This window comes from Pseudomonas fluorescens, from assembly GCF_003732425.1.
In the GTDB taxonomy this organism is placed as follows: domain Bacteria; phylum Pseudomonadota; class Gammaproteobacteria; order Pseudomonadales; family Pseudomonadaceae; genus Aquipseudomonas; species Aquipseudomonas fluorescens_BE.
In genome coordinates this window covers 1-22,189 of the sequence record NZ_MOBX01000006.1, presented here as the reverse complement: position 1 = coordinate 22,189, position 22,189 = coordinate 1, and the positions used below count along the sequence as shown (strand labels likewise).

General features: G+C 58.2%; 21 protein-coding genes. 15 read left to right on the top strand and 6 right to left on the bottom strand.

Annotation, left to right across the window (positions count from 1 at the left end):
* Nucleotides 1–152: 152 nt before the first annotated feature.
* From minD to BK670_RS09535, 7 genes are all read left to right on the top strand, one after another.
* Nucleotides 153–965, top strand: a complete 813-nt coding sequence (minD, locus tag BK670_RS09565; protein WP_123449575.1) for a septum site-determining protein MinD — start codon at nt 153–155, stop codon at nt 963–965.
* The gene (gene minE, locus BK670_RS09560) at nt 965–1,219 is read left to right on the top strand and encodes a cell division topological specificity factor MinE (protein WP_003223146.1); all 255 of its coding nucleotides are present in this window, start codon (nt 965–967) and stop codon (nt 1,217–1,219) included. The genes minD and minE overlap by 1 nt, the downstream gene beginning before the upstream one ends.
* Before the next feature lie 169 nt (nt 1,220–1,388).
* Entirely contained in the window at nt 1,389–2,024 is a 636-nt protein-coding gene (locus BK670_RS09550) for an RluA family pseudouridine synthase (RefSeq protein ID WP_007960625.1), read from the top strand.
* Between the two features lie 179 nt (nt 2,025–2,203).
* The gene (locus tag BK670_RS09545) at nt 2,204–3,493 is read left to right on the top strand and encodes a M18 family aminopeptidase (protein ID WP_007919200.1); all 1,290 of its coding nucleotides are present in this window, start codon (nt 2,204–2,206) and stop codon (nt 3,491–3,493) included.
* Between the two features lie 188 nt (nt 3,494–3,681).
* Complete coding sequence (locus tag BK670_RS29595) at nt 3,682–3,858, top strand: hypothetical protein (protein WP_185036755.1); 177 nt, start codon at nt 3,682–3,684, stop codon at nt 3,856–3,858.
* 77 nt (nt 3,859–3,935) lie between these two features.
* Nucleotides 3,936–6,089: a mechanosensitive ion channel family protein gene (locus tag BK670_RS09540; protein WP_123449574.1), complete on the top strand. Its 2,154-nt coding sequence runs from the start codon at nt 3,936–3,938 to the stop codon at nt 6,087–6,089.
* 64 nt (nt 6,090–6,153) lie between these two features.
* The gene (locus BK670_RS09535) at nt 6,154–7,488 is read left to right on the top strand and encodes an amidohydrolase (protein ID WP_123449573.1); all 1,335 of its coding nucleotides are present in this window, start codon (nt 6,154–6,156) and stop codon (nt 7,486–7,488) included.
* 1,043 nt (nt 7,489–8,531) lie between these two features.
* Here the strand turns inward: BK670_RS09535 and BK670_RS09530 are convergent.
* Nucleotides 8,532–9,245 (bottom strand): UTRA domain-containing protein, encoded by a 714-nt coding sequence (locus BK670_RS09530; RefSeq protein WP_064121017.1) that lies wholly within the window; start codon nt 9,243–9,245, stop codon nt 8,532–8,534.
* Nucleotides 9,246–9,596: 351 nt separating this feature from the next.
* Here BK670_RS09530 and BK670_RS09525 point away from each other — a divergent pair, with 351 nt between their 5' ends.
* From BK670_RS09525 to BK670_RS09500, 6 genes are all read left to right on the top strand, one after another.
* Nucleotides 9,597–10,664 (top strand): ABC transporter substrate-binding protein, encoded by a 1,068-nt coding sequence (locus tag BK670_RS09525; RefSeq protein ID WP_007916337.1) that lies wholly within the window; start codon nt 9,597–9,599, stop codon nt 10,662–10,664.
* A 181-nt stretch (nt 10,665–10,845) separates the two neighbouring features.
* Nucleotides 10,846–11,652, top strand: a complete 807-nt coding sequence (locus BK670_RS09520) for an alkaline phosphatase family protein (RefSeq protein ID WP_123449572.1) — start codon at nt 10,846–10,848, stop codon at nt 11,650–11,652.
* Between the two features lie 5 nt (nt 11,653–11,657).
* Complete coding sequence (locus BK670_RS09515; RefSeq protein ID WP_163013661.1) at nt 11,658–12,494, top strand: ABC transporter permease; 837 nt, start codon at nt 11,658–11,660, stop codon at nt 12,492–12,494.
* Nucleotides 12,481–13,281: an ABC transporter permease gene (locus BK670_RS09510; RefSeq protein ID WP_123449571.1), complete on the top strand. Its 801-nt coding sequence runs from the start codon at nt 12,481–12,483 to the stop codon at nt 13,279–13,281. Before BK670_RS09515 ends, BK670_RS09510 begins: the two co-directional genes overlap by 14 nt.
* On the top strand, nt 13,278–14,267 hold the full coding sequence (locus tag BK670_RS09505) for an ABC transporter ATP-binding protein (RefSeq protein ID WP_123449570.1): 990 nt from the start codon (nt 13,278–13,280) through the stop codon (nt 14,265–14,267). Before BK670_RS09510 ends, BK670_RS09505 begins: the two co-directional genes overlap by 4 nt.
* Before the next feature lie 34 nt (nt 14,268–14,301).
* Nucleotides 14,302–14,955, top strand: a complete 654-nt coding sequence (locus BK670_RS09500; protein WP_123449569.1) for an HAD family hydrolase — start codon at nt 14,302–14,304, stop codon at nt 14,953–14,955.
* Nucleotides 14,956–15,126: 171 nt separating this feature from the next.
* Here the strand turns inward: BK670_RS09500 and BK670_RS09495 are convergent, their stop codons facing one another.
* The gene (locus tag BK670_RS09495) at nt 15,127–16,089 is read right to left on the bottom strand and encodes a zinc-binding dehydrogenase (RefSeq protein ID WP_123449568.1); all 963 of its coding nucleotides are present in this window, start codon (nt 16,087–16,089) and stop codon (nt 15,127–15,129) included.
* A 138-nt stretch (nt 16,090–16,227) separates the two neighbouring features.
* Between BK670_RS09495 and BK670_RS09490 the strand changes: the two genes are divergently transcribed.
* The gene (locus BK670_RS09490; RefSeq protein WP_185036754.1) at nt 16,228–18,312 is read left to right on the top strand and encodes a carboxy terminal-processing peptidase; all 2,085 of its coding nucleotides are present in this window, start codon (nt 16,228–16,230) and stop codon (nt 18,310–18,312) included.
* A 134-nt stretch (nt 18,313–18,446) separates the two neighbouring features.
* A complete protein-coding gene (locus tag BK670_RS09485) occupies nt 18,447–20,237 on the top strand; it encodes a bifunctional diguanylate cyclase/phosphodiesterase (protein ID WP_123449566.1) in 1,791 nt (596 codons plus the stop codon).
* 87 nt (nt 20,238–20,324) lie between these two features.
* Here the strand turns inward: BK670_RS09485 and BK670_RS09480 are convergent, their stop codons facing one another.
* From BK670_RS09480 to BK670_RS09465, 4 genes are all read right to left on the bottom strand, one after another.
* Nucleotides 20,325–20,741 (bottom strand): hypothetical protein, encoded by a 417-nt coding sequence (locus BK670_RS09480; RefSeq protein WP_123449565.1) that lies wholly within the window; start codon nt 20,739–20,741, stop codon nt 20,325–20,327.
* Complete coding sequence (locus BK670_RS29865; RefSeq protein ID WP_259697544.1) at nt 20,741–21,115, bottom strand: hypothetical protein; 375 nt, start codon at nt 21,113–21,115, stop codon at nt 20,741–20,743. Before BK670_RS29865 ends, BK670_RS09480 begins: the two co-directional genes overlap by 1 nt.
* 135 nt (nt 21,116–21,250) lie before the next feature.
* Nucleotides 21,251–21,637 (bottom strand): hypothetical protein, encoded by a 387-nt coding sequence (locus tag BK670_RS09470; RefSeq protein ID WP_259697543.1) that lies wholly within the window; start codon nt 21,635–21,637, stop codon nt 21,251–21,253.
* A partial coding sequence (locus BK670_RS09465; RefSeq protein WP_473086925.1) for a scabin-related ADP-ribosyltransferase occupies nt 21,634–22,189 on the bottom strand: 556 nt, incomplete at its 5' end. The genes BK670_RS09465 and BK670_RS09470, both read right to left, overlap by 4 nt.

Sequence of the window (22,189 nt, the reverse complement as noted above, 5' to 3'; positions counted from 1 at the left end):
TCCAAGCATCTCTAAAACGTAGCGAAAACGGCTCAAACGAAGTAGGAAAAAGGCCAAAAGCCAAATTCCAGCCAAGGCTGTCCGACTGCAGTAGTTTTCAAGAGATGTTTTTCAGGGGCTAAAAAGTCCTTCTTCCTTAGGGGTGAAACACCTTGGCCAAGATTCTCGTGGTTACATCCGGCAAGGGTGGTGTGGGTAAGACCACCACCAGCGCCGCTATCGGTACCGGCCTCGCTCTGCGCGGCCACAAAACAGTGATCGTCGACTTCGACGTGGGCTTGCGTAACCTTGACCTGATCATGGGTTGCGAGCGCCGCGTGGTGTATGACTTCGTCAACGTAGTCAACGGCGAAGCCAACCTGCAACAGGCCCTGATCAAAGACAAGCGCCTGGAAAACCTCTACGTACTGGCCGCCAGTCAGACCCGCGACAAAGACGCGCTGACCCAGGAAGGCGTGGAAAAAGTCCTGATGCAATTGAAGGAAGACTTCGAATTCGTGGTCTGCGACTCCCCGGCGGGCATCGAGAAAGGTGCGCACCTGGCGATGTATTTCGCCGACGAAGCGATCATCGTGACCAACCCGGAAGTGTCCTCGGTACGCGACTCCGACCGCATGCTCGGCCTGCTGGCCAGCAAATCGCGTCGTGCCGAACTCGGCGAAGAGCCGATCAAGGAACACCTCCTGCTGACCCGTTACAACCCGCAGCGCGTCAGCGATGGCGAGATGCTGGGCGTCGAAGACGTGAAGGAAATTCTGGCCGTGACCCTGCTGGGCGTCATCCCAGAGTCGCAGGCGGTCCTGAAAGCTTCCAACTCGGGCGTCCCGGTGATTCTCGACGACCAGAGCGATGCCGGTCAGGCGTACAGCGATGCCGTTGATCGTCTGCTGGGCAAAGAAAAAGAACATCGTTTCCTCGATGTTACGAAGAAGGGATTCTTCGAGCGCCTGTTTGGAGGTAGGTAATGAACCTTTTTGACTTCTTTCGTGCCAACAAAAAGCCAAGTACCGCCTCGGTAGCGAAAGAGCGTCTACAGATCATCGTGGCGCATGAGCGCGGCCAGCGCAGCACGCCGGATTACTTGCCAGCCTTGCAGAAGGAACTGGTCGACGTGATCCGCAAGTACGTCAACATCGGCAACGACGACGTACATGTTGCACTGGAAAGCCAGGGCAGTTGCTCGATTCTGGAACTCAACATCACCCTGCCTGATCGCTGAGTCGATTTGGCAGTCGCTACGGCGGCTCGGACTATTGATGCTTGTGTAGGAGCTGCCGAAGGCTGCGATCTTTTGATCTTCAACGTCAAAAGATCGCAGCCTTCGGCAGCTCCTACAGGGTTATCAGCAGTTCCGAGCCGCCGTTGGCATTTGTTACGAGGCTGTTTTAATGCCGCTGTCCAACATCCGCATCATCCATCAGGACGCCGCCGTACTGGTGGTCGACAAACCGACGTTGCTGCTCTCGGTGCCCGGTCGCGCCGACGACAACAAGGATTGCCTGATTACCCGCCTGCAGGAAAACGGCTACCCGGAAGCGCGCATCGTCCATCGCCTGGACTGGGAAACCTCCGGCATCATTCTGCTGGCGCGTGACGCCGACACGCATCGCGAACTGTCGCGCCAGTTTCACGACCGCGAAACCGAAAAGGCCTACACCGCTTTGGCCTGGGGTCAGCCGGAACTCGACAGTGGCAGCATCGACCTGCCCTTGCGTTACGACCCGCCGACCAAACCGCGCCATGTCGTCGATCACGAATTCGGCAAACATGCGCTGACCTTCTGGCGTGTGCTGGAACGTTGCGGTGACTGGTGTCGCGTCGAGCTGACGCCAATCACCGGGCGTTCGCACCAGTTACGCGTGCACATGCTGTCCATTGGACATCCGCTGCTCGGTGATGGCCTCTACGCCCACGAGCAGGCGCTGGCGGCCTGGCCACGCCTGTGCCTGCACGCGAGCATGCTCAGCTTCACCCACCCGCAAACCGGCGAACGCCTGCGCTTCGAGTGCCCCGCCCCCTTCTGACCCCCACCGCCGGCCCCATGCAGGAGCTGCCGAAGGCTGCGATCTTTTGATCTGGTGTTTCGTAAATCAAAACAAGATCAAAAGATCGCAGCCTTCGGCAGCTCCTACAGGGATCCGGTTCAGATTCAATTCCCCGGCCGATGCGTTAAACTCCCGCCCATTGCTGTCTGGAGTTTCTTATGCGCGAAGAGTTGAACCAAGGCCTGATCGACTTTCTCAAGGCCTCCCCTACCCCGTTCCACGCCACCGCCAGTCTGGTGCAGCGTCTGGAGGCTGCCGGTTTCGTGCGCCTCGACGAGCGCGAGCCATGGACCACCGAGCCGAACGGCCGCTATTACGTCACCCGAAACGACTCCTCGATCGTCGCGATCAAAATGGGCCGCACTTCGCCACTGCACGGCGGCATCCGCCTGGTCGGCGCGCACACCGACAGCCCGTGCCTGCGGGTCAAGCCGCAACCGGAACTGCAGCGTCAGGGCTTCTGGCAACTGGGCGTTGAAGTCTACGGCGGCGCGCTGCTGGCACCGTGGTTCGACCGCGATCTGTCGCTGGCCGGCCGCGTGACCTTCCGCCGCGACGGCAAAGTCGAAAGCCAGTTGATCGACTTCAAGGCACCGATCGCGATCATTCCGAACCTGGCCATTCACCTCAACCGTGAAGCCAATCAGGGCTGGGCGATCAACGCGCAGACCGAACTGCCGCCGATCCTCGCACAATTTGCCGGTGACGAGCGTGTCGACTTCCGCGCCGTGCTCACCGATCAACTGGCCCGCGAACATGGTTTGAACGCCGACGTGGTGCTCGATTACGAGCTGAGTTTCTACGACACGCAAAGCGCTGCAGTCATCGGCCTCAACGGTGACTTCATTGCCGGCGCGCGCCTCGACAACCTGCTGTCGTGCTACGCCGGCCTGCAAGCCTTGCTCACCGCTGAAACCGACGAAACCTGCGTGCTGGTGTGCAACGACCACGAAGAAGTCGGCTCCTGCTCGGCCTGCGGTGCCGACGGCCCGATGCTCGAACAGACCCTGCGTCGTCTGCTGCCGGAAGGTGACGAGTTCGTCCGCACCATCCAGAAATCCCTGCTGGTCTCGGCCGACAACGCCCACGGCGTGCACCCCAACTACGCGGAAAAGCACGACGCCAACCACGGCCCGAAACTCAACGCCGGCCCGGTGATCAAGGTCAACAGCAACCAGCGCTACGCCACCAACAGCGAAACCGCCGGTTTCTTCCGCCATCTGTGCATGGCCGAAGAAGTCCCGGTACAGAGCTTCGTGGTGCGCAGCGACATGGGTTGCGGCTCGACCATCGGCCCGATCACTGCCAGCCACCTGGGCGTGCGCACTGTCGATATCGGCCTGCCGACCTTCGCCATGCACTCGATCCGCGAACTGTGCGGCAGCCACGACCTGGCGCACCTGGTCAAAGTGCTGAGCGCGTTCTACGCCTGCCGCGAGTTGCCCTAAAAACTTCGCGAGCAGGCTCGCTCCCACTTTGGAATGCATTCAAACTGTGGGAGCGAGCCTGCTCGCGAAAGCGCCAGTTCAGACCACACATATTTCATCTTTGGATTGACTCGATTCTGATACACATCAGAACAGCTCAAGCAAAACCGACCTAGACTTACATCATTCATTTCGACAAGGCAGTCTCCATGATTTCGATGTCTGCGTTCCACGCCATGCTCGTCCCGATCCTGACCGGAATGATCCTGTTGGCCATCGGCTTCAACTTCCGTGACAAGAACGCCGGTGTGTTTTCCATGTGGATCGGCATGCTGATGATCCTCGCCACTGTGGTTTACAAGATCCTCGCCAAACTCAACGAATAAATCCGCACCCGGCTCGCATTGAATGGGTGGGCCTCGTACACTCCAGCGAATCCGCCCCTTGCGAGGTTGACCGCCTAGTGTTCGCTCGTCTTTTTGCTTTGCCCAGTCTGTTCCTTGTCTGCCTGATGGCGCTATTGCCGCTGGCGCCCGCCCATGCGGTCGGTTTGCCCGGTCTGCTTAACACCAACAAGGCGCAACCCGAAGCCCAGGAACCGCTCGGCCAGTCCCTCGACGAAGTCATCAAGTCGCTGGAAAACGACAAGCAACGCGCGCAACTGCTGACCGACCTGAAGAAGCTGCGCGACGCCACCAAAAAGGCCCAGGCCAGCCCCGAAGAAGGCGTGCTGGGCTTGATCGGCGGCACCCTCGCCAGCTTCGAAAAACAATTCACCGGCGCCGACAGCCCGCTCAACCGCTGGGGCAACGAGTTCGACCTGGCCAAGGACGAACTGAGCGCGATGATGCTGCCGGCCAACGAGTGGCTGCCGATCATCTTCGGCTTCGCCATGATCCTGATGGTCTGGAGCCTGCTCGCCGCTGCATTGATCTGGCTCGGTCACCGGGTGCGTATGCGTTTCGGCCTCACCGAAGAACTGCCGCAACACCCCAAAGCCCTCGACATGCTGCGCTTTGCATTGCGCAAACTTGGGCCGTGGCTGATCGCGTTGGTGATGACCGTTTATATGAGCTACGCCTTGCCATCGTCATTGGGCAAAAGCCTGGCGATGGTGCTGGCTTATGCGCTGGTGGTCGGCACCTGTTTCTCGGCGATCTGCGTGATCGCGTTTTCCCTACTCGACGGCCCGCACCGCCATCGTGCGCTGTACATCCTGCGTCATCAGGCGTTCCGGCCGCTGTGGCTGATCGGCAGCTTCGCCGCGTTCGGTGAGGCGCTGAATGATCCACGCCTGATCGAAAGCCTCGGCGTGCATCTGGCGCACACCGCTGCAACCATCGCCAATGTCCTCGCGGCGCTGTCGACCGGCCTGTTTATCCTGCGTTTCCGCCGGCCGATTGCGCACCTGATCCGCAACCAGCCGCTGTCTCGACGTCTCACCCGCCGAGCTCTCAGCGACACCATCGAAATCCTCGGCACGTTCTGGTACGTGCCGGCGCTGGTGCTGGTCGGCATCTCGCTTTTCGCCACGTTCGTCTCCGCCGGCGACACCAGCACCGCACTGCGCCAGTCGCTGATCTGCACCGTGCTGCTGGTGTTGTGCATGGTGATCAACGGCCTGGTGCGCCGTCATTCCTTGAAACCGCAACGCGGGCCGAAACGTCACGCGCTGTATTCCGAGCGATTGAAAAGCTTCTTCTACACCCTCGCGCACCTGGTAGTCTGGCTGGTCTTTATCGAGCTCGGCCTGCGCGTCTGGGGCCAGTCGCTGATCGGTTTCGCCGAGGGTGAAGGGCACGACGTCAGCGTCAAATTGTTCAGCCTGATCGGTACGCTGATTTTCTCCTGGCTGATCTGGATCCTCGCCGACACGGCCGTGCACCACGCCCTCACCCGCTCGCGCAAAGGTCTGGCCAACGCTCGCGCGCAAACGATGATGCCGCTGATCCGCAACGTGCTGTTCGTGGCGATATTCATCATTGCGCTGATCGTCGCGCTGGCGAACATGGGCATGAACGTTACGCCACTGCTGGCCGGTGCCGGTGTGATCGGTCTGGCCATCGGTTTCGGTGCGCAGTCGCTGGTCGCGGATTTGATTACCGGCCTGTTCATCATCATCGAAGACTCGCTGGCCATCGACGACTACGTCGACGTCGGCGGCCACCTCGGCACCGTCGAAGGCCTGACCATCCGCACCGTGCGCCTGCGCGACATCGACGGCATCGTCCACACCATCCCGTTCAGCGAAATCAAAAGCATCAAGAACTACTCGCGGGAATTCGGCTACGCAATTTTCCGCGTCGCGGTGCCGTACAACATGGAAATCGACGACGCGATCAAACTGATGCGCGAAGTCGGGCAGAAGATGCGTACCGATCCGTTGCAGCGACGCAACATCTGGTCACCGCTGGAGATTCAGGGCGTGGAAAGTTTCGAGTCCGGCAGCGCGATTTTGCGCGCGCGGTTCAAGACTGCGCCGATCAAACAGTGGGAAGTGTCCCGGGCGTTCAACCTGTCCCTGAAACGACATCTGGACGAAGCCGGGCTGGATCTGGCGACGCCACGCATGAGCGTGCAAGTGATCACTGCCGGCGGCGGTCAGCCGAAGGAATAGCACTCAGGCGCGTGGTTGCAGTCACAGGCAGGGAAGCCCGACAACAATAATCAAGGAGTAACCGATGCAACTGACGCGCATTGCCCAAGCCGTTCTGCTCAGCCTATTCGCCAGCCACGCTGGCGCGGCGACCATGGACAGCACCCGCACGCAAATTGCCGAACAAGCGCAAAAGCTCGAACCCGAACTGCTGGAAACCCGCCGCGACATCCACGCCCATCCCGAGCTCGGCAACACTGAAAAACGCACCGCCGAGCTGGTCGCCAAACAACTCAAGGCCATGGGCCTGGACGTGAAAACCGGCGTCGCTCGCACCGGCGTTGTCGCCATCCTCAAGGGTGGCCTGCCCGGCCCGACTGTGGCCCTGCGCGCCGACATGGACGCGCTGCCGGTCAAGGAAGTCGCCGACCTGCCGTTCGCCTCGAAAGCCAAGGGCACCTATCTCGACAAAGAAGTCGACGTCATGCACGCCTGCGGCCACGACGCCCACACCGCGATCCTGCTCAGCACAGCGAAAATTCTCACGGGCATGCGCGACACCCTGCCCGGCACCGTGGTGTTCTATTTCCAGCCAGCCGAAGAAGGCCCAAGCGACTTCATCCCCGACGGCAAAAACACCTGGGGCGCAAAAATGATGGTCGAGGAAGGCGTGATGAAATCACCCAAACCCGACGCAGTCTTCGGCCTGCACGTCTGGGCCGGTGTCCCCGCCGGCCAGATCGCCTACCGCCCCGGCGCTACCCTGGCCAGTTCCGACGACCTGCGCATCAAAATCCTCGGCAAACAAACCCACGCCGGCCGCCCATGGGACGGCATCGACCCGATCACCGTCGGCGCACAAACCATCGTCGGCCTGCAAACCGTGGTCAGTCGCCGTACCGATATCTCCTCTTATCCGTCGGTGGTCAGCATCGGCACCATCAACGGCGGAACCCGCTACAACATCATCCCCGAATCCGTCGACATGACCGGCACGATCCGCTCCTACGACTACGGCATTCGCCAGAAACTGCACGCCGACGTCCGCCAGACCGTGGAAAAAATCGCCGAAAGCGGCGGCGCCAAAGCGGACGTGACCATCATCGAAAAATACGACCCGACCATCAACAACCCGGCGCTGACGGAAAAGATGCTGCCGACCTTGAAGTGGGCGGCCAAGGATGATGTGGTGAATGCACCGCTGGTGGGAGGCGCGGAAGACTTCTCGTTCTTTGCCAAAGAAGCGCCGGGACTGTTCGTGTTTCTGGGCGTGACACCACGGGATCAGGACATGAGCAAGGCAGCGCCGAATCACAATCCGGGGTTCTTTGTGGATGAGTCGGCGCTGGTGGTGGGCGTGAGGACATTGGCCTCGTTGGCGACGGATTATTTGTATGCCAATGCGGGGGCGGGCAAGTAGTGATGAAGTGACTGTGGGGGCGCCTTCGCGAGCAGGCTCGCTCCCACATTTGGACCGTGTGTAGCCTGCCAGAAATGGGTCGGCTGTCAGGGCGTCTTCGCGAGTAGGCTCACTCCCACATTTAGACCGTGTGCAGCCTGCCAGAAAATGGTCGGCTGTCAGGCCGCCATCACGAGCAGGCTCACTCCCACATTTGGACCGTGTGCAGCGTGCCAGAAATGGGTCGGCTGTCAGGGCGCCTTCGCGAGCAGCGAGCAGGCTCGCTCCCACATTTGGACCGTGTGCAGCCTGCCAGAAATTGGTCGGCTGTCAGGCCGCCATCGCGAGCAGGCTCACTCCCACATTTGGACCGTGTGCAGCCTGCCAGAAATGGGTCGGCTGTCAGGCCGCCATCGCGAGCAGGCTCGCTCCCACATTTGGACCGTGTGCAGCCTGCCAGAAATGGGTCGGCTGTCAGGGCGCCATCGCGAGCAGGCTCACTCCTACAAGGGATTGAGTACATCCGCAAGAAACAGGTCGGCTGTCAGGCCGCCTTCGCGAGCAGGCTCACTCCTACAATTGGATCGCGTGCAATCTGCGAAAATCAGGTCGGCTGTCAGGCCGCCATCGCTGGCAAGCCAGCTCCCACAGAGATTGAGTTCACCGTTAGATATTCGTATCGCTTCGGCTTCTCACCACTCAACACAATGAGCGCAAGCTCGAGTACCGCTCTTGATCTTGCCGTGCTGGCCCCTTCGGCAGGCTGAGTGGAGGGATTGATCCGGGTGTGGGAGCGCAGCGACCGTTTGGCGAAGCCAAACACATCGAGAGGAGGTGCAGCGAAGCAAACCGGAGGCGATGCGCCCGGATCGATCCCGGAGCGAAGGAACCCCGAGCCCCAGCGAGCGGGCCGAACGCCGGGGCCCAGCCTTTTGCTTACTTTTCGGCGTCTGGAAAAGTGAGTCGCTGTAAGAGCGAAACCGTCAGCGGCGACACCCGCAGAAACGGATATTCACCCAGAACCCAATAGCCTGGTCGGCCCACAGGCCGCCAAGGCCAAAGCCTCAAACAACATCAACCCCGACGTGAATCGCATCATGCCGCCAAAACTCCAGGTCACAATCAATCAACCGCTCATGCTGATCATAATTAACCCGAGCAATCCTTAACCCCGGACTCCCCACAGAAACCCGCAAAGCCGCCGCCGCATCCACCGACAATGAAGTCGGAACAATCTCAAAGCGCACCCGCCCATAGTGCAAATCGTAATGCCGCGCATACAACTCAGTAATCGACTGATTCAAATCAAACTCAAGAATCCCCGGAAAAAACTGCGGATTCAAATAATGCTCCACATATAAAACCAGCCGCCCATCAATCCGCCGCGAACGACAAATCTGAATCACACTCGACAACGCCGGAAGCTGCAACCAGGCACACACCGCCGCCGACGCTGGCTGCAACCGCGCCGAAATAACCTCCGTCGAAGGCACCCGCCCCTGCGCACTGACCATCGCGTGAAAGTGACTGCGCTGCATCAGGTTATAGGCCAGGCGCGGCGGCGAAACGAACCAGCCACGGCGCTCCTCACGATAAATCTGCCCCTGCGCCTCCAGCTGCAACAACGCCTCACGCACGGTAATCCGAGTCGTACCGAACAACTCACTGAGCTTGCGCTCGGCCGGCAACTTGCTGCCCGCCGCCAGCAAGCCGTGATCGAGTTGCTCCTGCAACACCTGGCCAATCGCTGTCACCGCTTTTGTTGCCTCATCGCGCATCAACGTTACCTATCTGGACTAGACCAGCACTGTTTCGGGGCAAAACCGCACGGCGATCGAGCCGTTTACTGATGTTGCAAGCCTAGGCAGTGCAGATGACCGAGAGATGACAAAACTACTGAACGGTCGTCTTCATGACTTGCAATACATCGGCCAAGTCCCTTGCTCTCCGGGCCTTTGAGCATGGTCTACGCTTATCTGGCACCCGCCAATACCGGGCAAATAAAAGGCCTGCCGCAAGGCCGCCGACATCAAAGTGTCATCCAGCCCGCTTAAATTGGCTCAGGTATTGCTGACCTAGACCAACAACCACCGCAATCGCAGCGTTGAACACGACCAAGGAGCTTCGGAATGAAACAGCTTTTCCTGGCAACACTGTTAGGCTCGACCATTGCAATGTGCACCTCGGCCATGGCCGCCGGCACCGATCTGAAAACCCTCGAAGCCGCTGCGAAAGCGGAAGGCGCCGTCAACAGCGTCGGCATGCCCGATGACTGGGCCAACTGGAAAGGCACCTGGGAAGACCTGGCCAAAACCTACGGCCTCAAGCACATCGACACCGACATGAGCTCGGCCCAGGAAATCGCCAAGTTCGCCGCAGAAAAAGACAACGCCACCGCCGACATCGGCGACGTCGGTGCCGCCTTCGGCCCGATCGCGGTCAAGCAAGGCGTAGTGCAACCGTACAAGCCAAGCACCTGGGATCAAGTCCCGGACTGGGCCAAGGACAAGGACGGCAACTGGGCACTGGCCTACACCGGCACCATCGCGTTCATCGTCAACAAAAAGCTGCTGCACGGTTCCGAAGTACCGACCAAATGGGCTGACCTCAAGGGCGGCAAATACAAGGTCTCCATCGGTGACGTGAGCACCGCCGCCCAAGCCGCCAACGGCGTGCTCGCTGCGGCACTGGCCAACGGTGGCGACGAGAAAAACATCAAGCCTGCCCTGCTGCTGTTTGCAGACATTGCCAAACAGGGTCGCCTGTCGATGGCCAACCCGACCATCGCCACCATGGAAAAAGGCGAGATCGAAGTCGGTGTGGTCTGGGACTTCAACGGCCTCAGCTACAAAGCCAAGATGGCCAACCCGGATGATTATGTGGTGCTGATCCCATCCGACGGTTCGGTGATTTCCGGCTACACCACGATCATCAACAAGTACGCGAAAAACCCGAACGCCGCCAAGCTGACCCGCGAATACATCTTCAGCGACGCCGGCCAGACCAACCTCGCCCGCGGCAACGCCCGTCCGATCCGCGCCGAGCACCTGCAACTGCCGGAAGACGTGAAGGCCAAGCTGCTGCCGAACGAGCAGTACAAAAAGGTTACCCCGATCAAAGACGCCGATGCGTGGGAAAAGACTTCGAAAGCCCTGCCACAGCAGTGGAACGAAGAAGTCATCGTCGAGATGAAATAACGCAGCTGATCACCACTTTGTGATCTGAAACAAATCCCCATGTAGGAGTGAGCCTGCTCGCGATCGCGGTAGTTCAGTCAACATTGTCGTTGAATGTTCAACCGCCATCGCGAGCAGGCTCACTCCTACAGGGGATCTCGGTTGAGTCTGAAATTTATCGTTTCGCGGAGTTTTTGCCCCTATGAAGCACAACGTCATCCTTGTCGTGCTCGACGGTCTCAACTACGAGGTCGCGCGTCACGCCATGGGGCATCTGCAGGCTTATGTTGGCGCAGGACGCGCCGCGCTCTACCAGTTGGAGTGCGAACTGCCAGCCCTGTCCCGACCACTTTATGAATGCATCCTCACCGGCGTGCCGCCGATCGCCAGCGGCATCGTCCACAACGACGTCTCGCGCTTGTCCAGCCAGCGCAGCATTTATCACTACGCCCGCGATGCCGGTCTGAAAACCGCCGCCGCGGCGTACCACTGGGTCAGCGAGTTGTACAACCGCTCACCGTTCGTGGCGGCACGTGACCGTCACACCGACAATCTGTCGCTGCCGATCCAGCACGGGCATTTCTACTGGAGTGATCACTACCCGGATTCGCACCTGTTCGCCGACGCGGAAAACCTGCGCCTGCGCCACACGCCGAATTTCCTGCTGATCCACCCGATGAACATCGACGACGCCGGGCACAAGCACGGCCTCGACTCTTCGCAATACCGCAACAGCGCGCGCTTCGCCGACATCATCCTCGCCGACTATCTACAAAGCTGGCTCGACGCCGGCTATCAGGTATTGGTGACCGCCGACCACGGCATGAACAACGATCGCTCGCACAACGGCCTGCTGCCGGAAGAACGTCAGGTACCGCTGTTCGTCCTCGGCGATGCCTTCAGCCTCAACACTGACGCTGCGCCAAAACAGACCGAAATTTGCGGCACCGTCTGCGAACTGCTCGGCGTGCCTCACGACAAACCTGTGTGCCGGGAGTTGCTCAAGTGAACTCGATGACTCGCGGCAAATGGCTGGCGGCGCTGTGCCTGGTGCCCTTCGCGCTGTTCTTTATCGTCTTTGAAATCGCCCCGCTGGTCTGGGTGATGATCAACAGCCTGCAATCGGAAGAGTTCGGCTGGGGGTTGGCCAACTTCAGCAAGATCTTCAGCTCGAAGTTCTATCTGCAGGCGATCCAGTACAGCCTCGAAATCAGTTTCTGGTCGAGCGTGTTCGGCATCATCATCGCCGTACTCGGTGCGTATTCCCTGCGCCGCGTCGATTCGAAACTGCGTAACTTCGTGAATGCCTTCGCCAACATGACCAGCAACTTCGCCGGCGTGCCTTTGGCGTTCGCGTTCATCATCCTGCTCGGTTTCAACGGCAGCATCACCATCATGCTCAAGCAGTCGGGGATCATTCAGGACTTCAACCTGTACTCGAAAACCGGCCTGATCATCCTCTACACCTACTTCCAGATTCCCCTCGGCGTGCTGCTGCTCTACCCGGCGTTCGACGCCTTGCGTGAAGACTGGCGCGAGTCTGCCGCGCTGCTCGGTGCCAACGGTTGGCAGTTCTGGCGGCATATTGGTCTGCCGGTGTTGACCCCGGCGCTGCTCGGCACGTTCGTGATCCTGCTGGCCAACGCCCTCGGCGCCTATGCCACGGTGTATGCGTTAACGACGGGCAACTTCAACGTACTGCCGATCCGTATTGCAGCGATGGTCTCCGGCGATATTTCCCTCGACCCGAATCTGGCCAGCGCCCTGGCCGTGGTGCTGGTGGCGCTGATGACCATCGTCACCGTCGTGCATCAACTGCTGTTGAAGAGGAGCTACCATGTCTCGCGCTGAAACCGGCCCGGCCGGCCTCTACCACCGCGTCGTGGTTTATCTGTTGTTCGCCATCCTCTTGCTGCCGCTGGTGGGCACGCTGGTCTACTCGATCGCCAGCAGTTGGTCGGCGACCATCCTGCCCAGCGGCTTCACCTTCAAGTGGTATATCCAGTTGTGGAGCGATCCGCGCTTTCTTCACGCGTTCGGCCAGTCGTTGCTGGTCTGCGTTGGCGCGCTGGTGCTGTCGGTGGTGCTGATCCTGCCGCTGCTGTTCGTGGTGCATTACCACTTCCCGAAACTCGATGCGCTGATGAACATCCTCATCCTGCTGCCCTTCGCCGTGCCGCCGGTGGTGTCGTCAGTCGGGCTGCTGCAGCTGTATGGTTCCGGGCCGATGGCGATGGTCGGCACGCCGTGGATTCTGATCGGTTGCTACTTCACCGTGGCGCTGCCGTTCATGTACCGGGCGATCACCAACAATCTGCAGGCGATCAACCTGCGCGACCTGATGGACGCTGCGCAACTGCTTGGCGCCAGCACCTTTCAGGCGGCGTTTCTGGTGGTGCTGCCAAATCTGCGCAAAGGCCTGATGGTCGCGTTGCTGCTGTCGTTTTCGTTCCTGTTCGGTGAGTTCGTCTTCGCCAATATTCTGGTCGGCACGCGCTACGAAACCCTGCAGGTGTACCTGAACAACATGCGCAACAGCAGCGGTCACTTCACCAGTGCGCTGGTCATCTCGTATTTCTTTTTCGTGCTGGTCCTGACCTGGATCGCCAACATCTTGAACAAGGACAAAAGCGAATGAGCTATGTCAGCGTCCAACACCTGCAGAAAAACTATGCTGGCACCACGGTGTTCAGCGACATCAATTGCGAAATCAACAAGGGCGAATTCGTCACCCTCCTCGGCCCGTCCGGTTGCGGCAAATCCACCCTGCTGCGTTGCATCGCCGGACTGACGCCAGTAGATGGCGGCAAGATCCTGCTGGATGGCGTCGATATCGTACCGTTGAGTCCGCAGAAACGCGGGATCGGCATGGTGTTCCAGAGTTATGCGCTATTCCCCAACATGACCGTCGAGCAGAACGTTGCCTTCGGTTTGCGCATGCAAAAGGTCAATGCCGACGACAGTCATAAACGCGTTTCGGAAGTGTTGAAACTGGTTGAACTGAACGACTTCGCCAGTCGCTATCCGCATCAATTGTCCGGTGGCCAATGTCAGCGTGTCGCGCTCGCCCGTTCGCTGGTGACGCGTCCGCGCTTGCTGCTGCTGGATGAGCCGCTGTCGGCGCTTGATGCACGAATTCGTAAACACCTGCGTGAACAGATCCGCCAGATTCAACGCGAACTCGGCCTGACGACGATTTTCGTTACCCACGATCAGGAAGAAGCGTTGACCATGTCTGACCGGATTTTCCTGATGAATCAGGGAAAAATCGTCCAGAGCGGCGATGCCGAAACCTTGTACACCGCACCGGTCGATGTGTTCGCCGCCGGCTTCATCGGCAACTACAACCTGCTCGATGCCGACGACGCGTCGAAGCTGTTGCAGCGCCCGATCAACCACCGCATCGCCATACGCCCCGAAGCCATCGAACTGAGCCTTAACGGCGAACTCGACGCGCAGATCCGCAGCCACAGCCTGCTCGGCAACGTCATCCGTTACCGCATCGAAGCGCGCGGCGTGGAACTGGTGGTGGATGTGCTCAACCGCTCGGCTGCAGATCTGCATCCCGACGGTCAGCGACTGGCACTTTCCATCGATCCGACGGCCCTGTGTGAGGTAGCCTGATGACTTTGCTGACGTTGAAGAGAGAACTGCACTGATGGCCCTGGCAATTTTTGATCTGGACGAAACGTTGATCCACGGCGACTGCGCCACCCTCTGGAGCGAGCAGATGGGGCGCCTGGGCTGGGTCGATCCCGAATCGTTCATGCGCAAGAACAACGAGCTGATGGACGCTTACAGCCATGGCAAATTGCGCATGGAAGAGTACATGACGTTCAGCCTTGAACCGCTGATCGGTCGTACGCCCGAAGAAGTCGATCACCTGGTCGGGCCGTGGGTGGAAGACTTCATCGAACCGATCATCTTCAGCGACGCGACCAAGACCATCGCCGCCCACCGCAAGGCGGGAGACCGGATTCTGGTGATCTCGGCGTCGGGCACGCATCTGGTCAGACCGATTGCCGATCGACTCGGCATTGATGAAATTCTGGGGATTGAACTGGAAGTCGCCCACGGCGTTTACAGCGGCCACACCGTCGGCACCCTGACCTACCGCGAAGGCAAGATCACCCGTTTGCTGGAATGGCTGGATGCTGAAGAGGAGAACCTGGAAGGCGCGAGTTTCTATTCCGACTCACGCAATGATCTGCCGTTGTTGCTGAAGGTAGATTTTCCGCACGTGGTCAACCCGGACCCAGTGCTGCTGGAACACGCCGAAAAAGCCGGCTGGCCAATCCACCTCTGGAAATAACCGAAGATCCAATGTGGACGCTTAACTGTGGCGAGGGAGCTTGCTCCCGCTCGGCTGCGAAGCAGTCGCAAATCGATTCAACCGGTATGAACTGACCCAGCGCGTCGAATGATTGGGGGCCGCTTCGCGACCCAGCGGGAGCAAGCTCTCTCGCCACAGGGGTTGGTGGTGTCAGGTGAGGCTTTCGTCGATCACCAATACCAGTTTGCCAGCCACCTTGTTGCTCGCCAACTCGGCAAACGCCGCCTCGGCGTCTTTAACCGGGAACGCCTTGGCCAACTGCGGACTCAAACGCCCCTCGGCAAACAGCGGCCACACCTGCTGACCCAGGTCACTCAACAGATCCGCCTTGAACTGATCGTCACGACTGCGCAACGTCGAGCCCAGCAGTTGCACACGCTTGGCCAAGACCTGCGCCAGATCCAGTTTCGCTTCACGTCCGCCCATCAAACCGATCAACACCCAACGCCCATCCAGCGCCATCAGCTTGAGGTTCAGCGCCGAGTAATTGCCGCCGACCGGATCAAGAATCACATTGAACGGTCCGAAATCGCGCAGGCTCTCCAGATCATCGGTGCGCACCACCCCACCCTGCGCACCGAGTGCTTCGCAGTAAACCAGACGCTCGGCCGAACCGACGCTGACCCAACACGGATTGCCGAACGCCTTGCACAACTGAATGGCGGCTGAACCGATTCCACTTGCGCCGGCATGCAGGAGAACTTTCTCACCCGGTTTGAGCGCCGCAAGTTGAAACACATTCAGCCAGACTGTTGCATAAACCTCGGGCAATGCGGCGGCTTCGATCAGCGACACACCTTCGGGAACCGGCAGCACGTGCCGTCCGTCGACAACCACCTCTTCGGCCATCCCGCCCCCGGCCAGCAAGGCGCAAACCCGATCGCCGACCTGCCACGCACTGCCCGCACCGACCTCGCTGATCACCCCGGAGCACTCAAGACCGAGTACCTGGCTGGCGCCTGGCGGTGGCGGATAGAGCCCTGCTTTTTGTAATAAATCGGCGCGATTGAGGCCGGCTGCCGCCACCCGGATGCGGACTTGTCCTACATCGCACGTAGGACTCGGCTCTTCAACCCATGCCACTTGACCGTCAACGCCTTGCAATGCCTTCACAGTGCCTCCATAGTGAGTCTGGACTGAGCCCGAAGCTGTAGCGCCGGGCTTTTTGCATTATGCGACCGGCTCTCGTAGAACCGGCGACTTCAAAGACGGCCTAATATGCGTTATCAATTGTCCCCGCGTCGAATCAGCATGAAGCATTTGCTCCCCAGCACCGCCCTCGCTCTTTTCATCGGTATCGGTTTGTTGCCGGTGTCGGGCACTACATTCGCAGCCAACAGCTGGGACAAGTTGCAGCCTGATCGCGATGAAGTCATCGCCAGCCTGAACGTCGTCGAGTTGCTCAAGCGTCACCACTACAGCAAGCCGCCGCTCGACGACGCGCGTTCGGTGATCATCTACGACAGCTATCTCAAGCTGCTGGATCCGTCGCGCAGCTACTTCATGGCCAGCGACATCGCCGAATTCGACAAGTGGAAGACCCAGTTCGACGACTTCCTCAAGAGCGGCGACCTCAACGCCGGGTTCACGATCTACAAGCGCTATCTGGACCGCGTCAAGGCGCGTCTGGACTTCGCCCTTGCCGAGCTGAACAAAGGCGTCGACAAGATGGACTTCACCACCAAGGAAACCTTGCTGATCGACCGCAAGGACGCGCCTTGGCTCAAATCCACCGCTGAACTCGACGACCTGTGGCGCAAACGCGTCAAGGACGAAGTGCTGCGGATGAAGATCGCCGGCAAAGAGCCGAAGCAGATCCAGGAAACCCTGACCAAGCGCTACAAGAACCAGCTGGCGCGCCTGGACCAGACCCGTCCGGAAGACATCTTCCAGGCGTACATCAACACCTTCGCCATGTCGTACGATCCGCACACCAACTATCTGTCGCCAGATAATGCGGAAAACTTCGACATCAACATGAGCCTGTCCCTCGAGGGCATCGGTGCCGTGTTGCAGAGCGACAACGACCAGGTGAAAGTCGTGCGTCTGGTGCCGGCAGGCCCGGCCGACAAGACCAAACAAGTTGCACCGGCCGACAAGATCATCGGCGTTGCCCAAGGCAACAAAGAGATGGTCGACGTGGTTGGCTGGCGTCTGGACGAAGTGGTCAAGCTGATCCGTGGTCCGAAAGGCACGGTAGTGCGTCTGGAAGTGATTCCGGCCAGTAATGCGCCGAACGACCAGACCACCAAGATCGTGCCGATCACCCGTGAAGCGGTGAAGCTCGAAGACCAGGCTGTGAAGAAGTCCATCCTGAACCTTAAACAGGACGGTAAGGACTACAAACTCGGCGTGATCGAGATTCCAGCCTTCTACCTCGACTTCAAGGCGTTCCGTGCCGGTGATCCGGACTACAAGAGCACCACTCGCGACGTCAAGAAACTGCTGACCGAACTGCAGAAAGACAAAGTCGACGGCGTGGTCATCGACCTGCGCAACAACGGCGGCGGTTCCCTGCAGGAAGCCACCGAGCTGACCAGTCTGTTCATTGATAAAGGCCCGACCGTCCTCGTGCGAAACGCCGATGGCCGTGTCGACGTACTCGAAGATGAAAACCCGGGCGCGTTCTACAAAGGCCCGATGGCGTTGCTGGTCAACCGCTTGTCCGCTTCGGCTTCGGAGATCTTCGCCGGCGCCATGCAGGACTACCACCGCGCGCTGATCATCGGTGGCCAGACCTTCGGTAAGGGCACCGTGCAGACCATTCAGCCGCTGAACCATGGCGAACTGAAACTGACCCTGGCCAAGTTCTACCGGGTTTCCGGTCAGAGCACTCAGCATCAGGGCGTGTTGCCGGACATCGACTACCCGTCGCTGATCGACACCAAGGAAATCGGCGAGAGCGCACTGCCGGAAGCCATGCCGTGGGACACCATCCGCGCGGCGATCAAACCGGCGGCCGATCCGTTCAAGCCGTTCCTGGCCCAGCTCAAGTCCGAACATGACACCCGCACCGCCAAGGATGCCGAGTTCGTGTTCATCCGTGACAAGCTGACGCTGGCGCAGAAACTGATGGAAGAAAAAACCGTCAGCCTCAATGAAGCCGAACGCCGTGCCCAGCACGCCGACATCGACGCCAAACAGCTGACGATGGAAAACATCCGTCGCAAGGCCAAAGGCGAAGAACCGCTCAAAGAGCTGAAGAAAGAGGACGAAGACGCCCTCGCGGCTGCCGACCCGGACAAGGTCAAACCAGAAGACGATGCCTACCTGAGCGAAACCGGGCGCGTCCTGCTGGATTACCTGAAGCTGAGCAATCAGGTGGCCAAGAAGTAAGATGATGGCAATTTAGTGCTGACTATCCCCGGATCGTCATCAAACAGTCATCATTCTGTCGTGCAATAAAGGACTGGGAGCCAATCTCTTCATCGAGAGCGCTCCCAGTCCTTTTTTTATCGCCAGAGATTGCCATGACCACGACCGAACAGCTGAGTGCCTTGAGCTCGATCCTGACTCAAAGCGGTTTACACAGCCTGTTCCAACCGATCATCTGCCTCTCGGAACGACGCATTCTCGGCTACGAGGCCCTCACGCGCGGCCCTTCCAACAGCCCTCTTCACTCGCCGATCGCGTTGTTCGCCGTGGCCCGTCAGGCCGGGCGTTTGAGCGAGCTCGAGATCGCCTGCCGCCAGAGCGCTTGCCGCCGCTTCAACGAGCAGCAACTGCCGGGCAAACTGTTTCTCAACGTCTCGCCGGAATCCTTGCTTGAAGCCGCACATCAACCGGGACGCACGCTGCAGTTGCTGCAGGACTTTGGCATTCCGCCCAGTCAGGTGGTCATCGAGCTGACCGAACAGACGCCCATCGACGATTTCCAGTTGCTGCAAACCGCCTTGCATCACTACCGGGCGATGGGATTTTCTATCGCGCTGGATGATCTCGGTGCCGGTTATTCCAGCCTGCGTCTGTGGTCGGAGTTGCGCCCGGACTACGTGAAGATCGATAGACACTTCATCGATGGCATCCATCAGGACGCGCTGAAGCGTGAGTTCGTCGGCTCGATCCTGCAAATCGCCAAAGCCTCTCGCGCGCAAGTTATCGCCGAAGGCATCGAGCTACCGGAAGAACTCGCGGTGCTGACGGAAATGGGTGTCGATCTGGTGCAGGGTTACTTGCTCGGTCGTCCCCAAGAACATCCGCCCCGCGACGCCCGCGCCTTGATGCCCAAACACGACAGCAGCAGCGTTGCGCTGAACGACGAAGGCAGCGACCTCAGCGCCCTGCTCAACGACCAACCGGCCGTGCATCGCGACACACCCACCGCCAACGTACTGGAAGCCTTCCGCCGCCAGGCCAACCTCAACTCACTGGCGGTACTTGACGAACAAGGTCAACCCTGCGGCATCGTCCACCGCCACTCCTTGTCGGATGCCCTGCTCAAACCGTTCGCCACCGACCTGTTCGCGCGTAAACCGATCAGCCGCCTGATGAACGACGATTTCCTCGCGGTGGAAATGAGCCAGTCGCTGCAACAAGTCAGCCGCCTGATCACCAGCCGCGCGCGGCAACGCATCGAAGAAGACTTCATCATCACCCTCAACGGCGGCTACCTCGGCCTCGGCCGGGTGATCGACGTGCTCAAACTGATCACCGAGCTGAAGATCCAACAAGCGCGCTACGCTAATCCGCTTACCTTGCTGCCGGGTAATGTGCCGATTCAGCAATGCCTGACGCGGTTGCTGCAACAAGGCCGCGAGTCGGTCATCTGCTACGTTGACATCGACAGCTTCAAACCCTTCAACGATATCTACGGCTACGGGCGTGGTGACGAAGTTCTGCTGTGTCTGGCGCAATGCCTCAATGAGCGAGTAGACCCGTCCCGCGACTTCGTCGGCCACATCGGCGGCGACGACTTCCTCCTAGTGCTCGGCCCGGACGACTGGCGCAAACGTCTCAATCAACTGCTTGATGACTTTCAGAGCCAATGCCGGCGCTTCTATCGCCCGGAACACCTTGAGGCAGGCTGCTTCATCGCGCCGAATCGCCAAGGAGTGCGGCAGGAGTTTCCGCTGTTGTCACTGTCCATCGGCGTCGTGCATCTACAGCCCGAAGCCTGCACACACCTCGATGCCAGCCAACTCGCGGAAATGGCATCGCAGGCGAAGCATCACGCGAAGAATGTTCCGGGGTATAGCGTGCATTTACTGGATAGCCTTACAACCACAGTACTCCACCAGCCACAGCTAACGGGTCAACGCTAATCCCTCAAACGACACACTTCCCTGTGGGAGCGGGCTTGCCCGCGAAGTCGTCAGTACAGTCACTCTAGGTTCTGCGTCTAATGCCGGCTACCAAGTTGAGCAGTCTTCCTGACTGGCTAGGTATAAATCATCAGTCCAGACTTCGGACAGGATAGAGTATATGTGCTCAAAAAAACTCTTCGGATCTTTCATCTCGTTCCAACCAAATGGGAGCAATGAATGAGAAAACGGATCATGTTTAAAAACCTTAGTAAGATCACTTATTTCGCCATCCAAAGCCTCACCCAACATAGAAAACAAGACAAACTTGTGCCGATAAGTCAAACCAGAAAATCTTTTGACAACAAACTTAGATATCAGATCGACTCTATCCGAAGGACAATCAGGGTCGTACTCCGCCAACTCTGAGCCCAGCGTCTCCTCGCGATCGTATATATCGAACCCTCCAAGGAAGTGCTTCAACTGAGGATTATACTGAACATCAAGATAGGGATGCATCAACATCAAACATTCTCCACCGGATACAGGGCGTAGGGTTGTAACGTTTCAAAATCAAACTTCATTTCAAACGCATTCATTTTAGGCATGAATCTAGGCTCTGTCGGTTCAGATGGATTAGGCTCATATCCTTCACCCACACCTTCCGCAGGCATCCGCACGACCAAATTCCCCATACTGTCCTCACCCGTAAAGCGCGGCATGTTTCTGATCTCCCTTGTCAACGCTTCATTATATGCGCTCATTTGCGCCCGATAACTAATAAACCTAGAACTAGGAACGCCTCTGAATGAATCTATTTCAATGTCACTTTTTTTATCAGCTGATTGATGACCGCCAAGACCGAAGTTTTCCCCTTCATCACTATCGACTTTACTCATAACTTCCCTCTTCCGTACACAAGCAACATTCAGCTCACAGTAAACCGACTATTACACAAGCAGTGTTCCCAACAACAACCTAAGCTTAATGCTTAATCACTAACACACCAAAAGCTCGAATCACTTTCGCAACACTCAAGAAGTCATCCAATTCAAATAAAACTGCCGTTGCTCATCGGGATCGTTTGACAAGTCTTTCTCCTCATAATCAAAGATGAATACAAGATCATCTATTGACGGTTCTTTGCCGACAACCAACTCGTATGCTTTCAGCCCGAGAGACATCTGCGAGGCCATGCTTGATGGATGAACATTAGTCTTCGCCCCCTTACAACAAAAAACTAAATCATCATTATCTTTTCTTAATTCTGCAAAACACCTATAAAAATCACTCCCGAAATACGTCTTTTTTGACCCACCACCAAGCTCGATTGTTATAGATATAGCTACACAATCACAAGCAAGATCAATTTTCTTCTTATTGCCATTCATCACAACGTCAACTGTAAATATTTCTCTCACTTGTTTATTTTCCTGTGCGGATTAGGAATTGAGTAACCAAACTCTCTGCCGTCATCAATAATCAGTGTAGCACCAAGAATATCCTCCCTTTTGATCTGACCAGGGATGGCAATTTCCTGTTCCTTACTAAACCTATAAGATGCACCTAACTCTTTTTTCAAGTCATGGCCTGGGATCATTTTCAGTGTGTAGAGAAATCCGGGACGTGTGAAATAACTGGTAGCGAATGCCTTTCCCATCTCTCTTGAAAGAGAGGTGCTAATAAAATTACTTGGAGGAAAGTCACTATCGATTGAGTGAAGAAATAGGTCGTTACTATTTCCTTTGCTTTTAAAGCCGTTCTCGAAGACTTCTGATGGATCTGTTCCAGACCCACGGTACAAGTAAGTTTGTTGCGGTACTGAGCGGGAAGAGTCTTCCTCTCCACCCTTTATTTTTTTGGTCGGATCGATTGACTCGAGTGTTGGTTTCTTGCAGCCATCGCCACCCGGACATCCATTCAACCCCAACGGATCCACCCACCCCGTCGGATTCGGCACGTACTGGTACTGA